This window comes from Streptomyces sp. NPDC023723 (assembly GCF_040639815.1).
In the GTDB taxonomy this organism is placed as follows: domain Bacteria; phylum Actinomycetota; class Actinomycetes; order Streptomycetales; family Streptomycetaceae; genus Streptomyces.
In genome coordinates this window covers 1-3,649 of sequence record NZ_JBFAAP010000117.1, presented here as the reverse complement: position 1 = coordinate 3,649, position 3,649 = coordinate 1, and the positions used below count along the sequence as shown (strand labels likewise).

4 protein-coding genes are annotated in these 3,649 nt (G+C 68.7%); all 4 read left to right on the top strand.

The window, feature by feature from the left end:
* The coding region (locus AB0G32_RS40215; protein ID WP_361176000.1) for an SRPBCC domain-containing protein at window positions 1–594 on the top strand (594 nt) is incomplete at its 5' end.
* The gene (locus AB0G32_RS40210) at window positions 591–1,451 is read left to right on the top strand and encodes an aldolase/citrate lyase family protein (RefSeq protein WP_361175997.1); all 861 of its coding nucleotides are present in this window, start codon (window positions 591–593) and stop codon (window positions 1,449–1,451) included. The genes AB0G32_RS40215 and AB0G32_RS40210, both read left to right, overlap by 4 nt.
* Window positions 1,452–1,514: 63 nt before the next feature.
* Window positions 1,515–2,549 carry an amidohydrolase family protein gene (locus AB0G32_RS40205; protein ID WP_361175994.1) on the top strand — a complete coding sequence of 345 codons (1,035 nt, stop codon included), beginning with the start codon at window positions 1,515–1,517 and terminating at the stop codon, window positions 2,547–2,549.
* A gap of 3 nt (window positions 2,550–2,552) precedes the next feature.
* Window positions 2,553–3,649, top strand: a 1,097-nt coding sequence (locus AB0G32_RS40200) for a thiamine pyrophosphate-binding protein (RefSeq protein WP_361175991.1), incomplete at its 3' end; no start/stop codon positions are given.

Sequence of the window (3,649 nt, the reverse complement as noted above, 5' to 3'; positions counted from 1 at the left end):
GCGGTGGTGTCCTGCATTGGCGGTGCCGAGTTGGGTGCGTCGCATGAGGACGGGTCGTTCGATGGGACGTTGGCCATCAGGTTTGGTGGTCTGCGGGTGAAGTTCGCCGCGCGGGTGGCTCTGGATCTGGATGAGGCGGCGCGTGAGGGGCGGCTGACGGCTCGTGGGGGTGACGGGCAGGGTGCTACGCGGTTCAGTGCGGGTGCCACGTTCCGGGTCACCGAGGGGGATGTGCCGGGCAGTTCGCGGGTGTTGTGCGACGGCGAGATCAAGCTGAACGGCAAGCTCGCGAAGCTGATCGAGTCGGGGGCGGGGGTGGTGGTGTCGCGGATGACGAAGGAGTTCACCGAGGAACTGGTGAAGGCGTGCGCCACCCCCGCCGCGACCCCGGCCGCAGCTCCGGTCGCGGTTCCGGCTGAGGCTCCGGTTGCGGCTTCGCCGGCGGTGGCTCCTGTCCCGGTTGCGGCGTCTCGGCCGGTGGGGTTGTGGGCTCGGTTGCGGGCCTGGTGGGCGGGGCGGAGGGCCGGGCGGGTGGAGGCGCGGGGTGCGGTGGGCGCATCCGGTGAGGGTTTGGGTCAGGGAGGACGGCGATGACGGTGTTCCGGCACAACAGGGTGATCGAGCGGCTGGCGGCTGGTGAGCATGTGTTCGCGACGTTCGCGGCGGCCGAGCCGTCGGTCGCGGTCGAGCTGAGCGGCACCGATTATGACGGGGTGGTGTTCGAGATGGAGCACAAGCCCTGGGACATCAACGCGCTGCGGGACAGTTTCCAGTACCTGCTCAGCCGCCGTCAGATCCACGAGGCGGACAGTCTCGCCCCCGCCGTCACGCCGATGGTGCGTATCCCCGCCAACGGTGCGGAGAAGGCGCAGTGGCATGCGAAGCAGGCCCTGGATCTGGGGGCGTTCGGTGTGATCTGGCCGCATGTTTCCACGGTGGAGGAGGCCCGTAACGCGGTGGCTGCCTGCCGTTATCCGCGGCTGCCGGGCACGCCGGGGTTTGAGCCGGCGGGGCTGCGCGGGGACGGCCCGCACGCGGCGACGCGTTACTGGGGCATCTCCAACATCGAGTACTACGCCCGGGCCGATGTGTGGCCGCTGGCCCAGGACGGGGAGATCCTGGTGGGGCTGATGATCGAGGACCAGCTCGGTATCCGCAATCTGCCCGACATCCTGGACCAGGTGCCCGGTATCGGTCTGATCCTGATCGGTGAGGGCGACATGAGCCAGGAACTGGGTGTGCCCCGCCAGTACGAGCATCCCCGGGTGCTGGAGTGCAAGCGGCAGATCCTGGACATCTGCAAGCGGCGCGGCATCCCGGTGGGCCATCCCCATGTGACGGCCGGCAACGTCGAGCAGGTCCTCGCCGACGGCTACCGCTTCCTGATGTCCGCCCCGGTCCGCACCTACCCCGGCCTGGCCAAGGCCCGTCAACTGACCGGCCGCGCCTGACACCGGTTTGTCTTCTCCCGTCACGGCCGCACACACACCCCCCATTTTTTTCGGAGCACATTGATGATCATTGACTGTCACGGTCATTTCACTACGGCGCCCGCGGCGCTGGGTGAGTGGCGCCACCGGCAGATCGCGGCGTTCGAGGAGTCGGGGGCGCGGCTGTCGCCCGGCACGCTGTGTATCGGCGACGACGAGATCCGGGCCGCTATCGAGAACGGGCAGCTCAAGCTGCAGAGGGAGCGGGGTACGGATCTGACGGTGTTCTCGCCGGGGGCGGGCAAGATGGCCCACCACTACGGTGACGAGTACACCAGTCTGGACTGGTCGCGGGTCAGTAATGATCTGATCGCGCGGGTGTGCGGGATGTTTCCGGGCCGGTTCGCCGGGGTGTGCCAGCTCCCGCAGTCCCCCGGCGACGCGCTGCCTGCCTCGGTGGCGAATTCGGTGGCGGAACTGGAGCGGTGTGTCACCGAGTTGGGGTTTGTGGGCTGTCTGCTCAACCCCGATCCTTCGGATGGGTACTATCAGGGGCCGCCGCTGACCGACCGGGTGTATTACCCGCTGTACGAGAAGATGGTCGAGCTGGATGTGCCGGCGATGGTGCATGTGGCGATGTCCCGCAATCCGGCGATGCAGGGCACGTGTGCGCATTATCTGGCCGGTGACACGGCGGCGTTCATGCAGCTGTGCGAGTCGGACCTGTTCACCGATTTCCCGACGCTGCGGCTGATCCTGCCGCACGGCGGCGGGGCGGTGCCCTATCACTGGGGCCGTTACCGGGGCATGATGGCCGACCGCGGCCGGCCGCCGCTTGAGGAGTCGGTCCTGCGCAACGTGTACTTCGACACCTGCGTGTATCACAAACGCGGCATGGAACTCCTCCTGGACATCATCCCCGCCCGCAATGTGCTGTTCGCCTCGGAGATGATCGGCGCGGTGCGCAGCGTGGACCCCGAGACCGGGCGCCGCTTCGACGACACCAAGTACACCCTCGACTCCATCGACACCCTGTCCGGGGCGGACCGCCGGGCCGTCTACGGCGGCAACGCCCTGCGGGTCTTTCCCCGCCTCGCGGCTCATGTGAAGGGATCTTGAGACATGAAGGTCTACGAAGCGCTGGCCGAGGCGTTCGTCAAAGAGGGCACCAGTGATGTCTTCGGCATGATGGGTGATGCCAACATGCACTGGATGGCCGCGCTGGCCGACCGGGGTGTGCGCCTGTACGAGGTCCGTCACGAGGGCTCGGGTCTGGGCATGGCCGACGGCTGGGCGCGGGGCGCGGGCCGGCCCGGGGTGGTCACCACCACCAGCGGTCCCGGGGTGTCCCAGCTGGCCACCTCGATGCTGTGTGCCAGCCGGGCCGGGACCCCGCTGGTCGCGTTCTGCGGGGAGACCCCGCTGGGTGACGAGGGCGCCACCCAGTACCTGGACCAGCGGCGTTTCGCCGCCGCCATCGAGTGCGACTTCCTGCACGTCACCCGGCCCGAACTGGCCCAGGAAACCGTGCGCCAGGCCTTCTACCGGGCCCGCACCCGGATGCGGCCGGTCATGATCAGTGCCCCGTTCGACGTGCAGGTCGCCGAACTCGACGACTACGAGGAGGACTACACCCCCTCGACCGCGCTGATCGACACCGGCCGGCTGCTGCCCGACCCGGCCCGCGTCACCGCCGCCGCCGGCCTGATCGCGGACGCCAAACACGTGGTGGTCATCGCCGGCCGCGGCGCCCGCACCGCACAGGCCGGCGAGGAGATTTTGGCGCTGCAGGAGCAGACCGGTGCGCTGCTGGCCACCACCTTGCAGGCGAAGAACTGGCTGTGCGACCGCACCGACTTCCATGTCGGCCTCTCCGGCCTGTTCGGTGACAAACTCTCCATGGAACTCCTCCAGGAGGCCGACTGCGTCATCGCGGTCGGCGCCAGCCTGAACCACTACACCATCGAGTCCGGCTACCTCTACCCGGACGCCAAGTACATCCAGATCGACACCGCCCCGCACCTGGTGATGGGCAACGGCCGCACCGCCGACTGCTACCTCCAGGCCGACGCGGTCACCGCCCTGAGCGAACTGACCCGCACCCTCAAGGAACGCTCCGTGCGGCTGGAGGGCTACCACACCGAGCAGACCCGCCGGCACCTCACCGGCCGCCTGGAACAGCCCGCATACGTCCGTGAACCCGGCCGCCTCGACCCCCG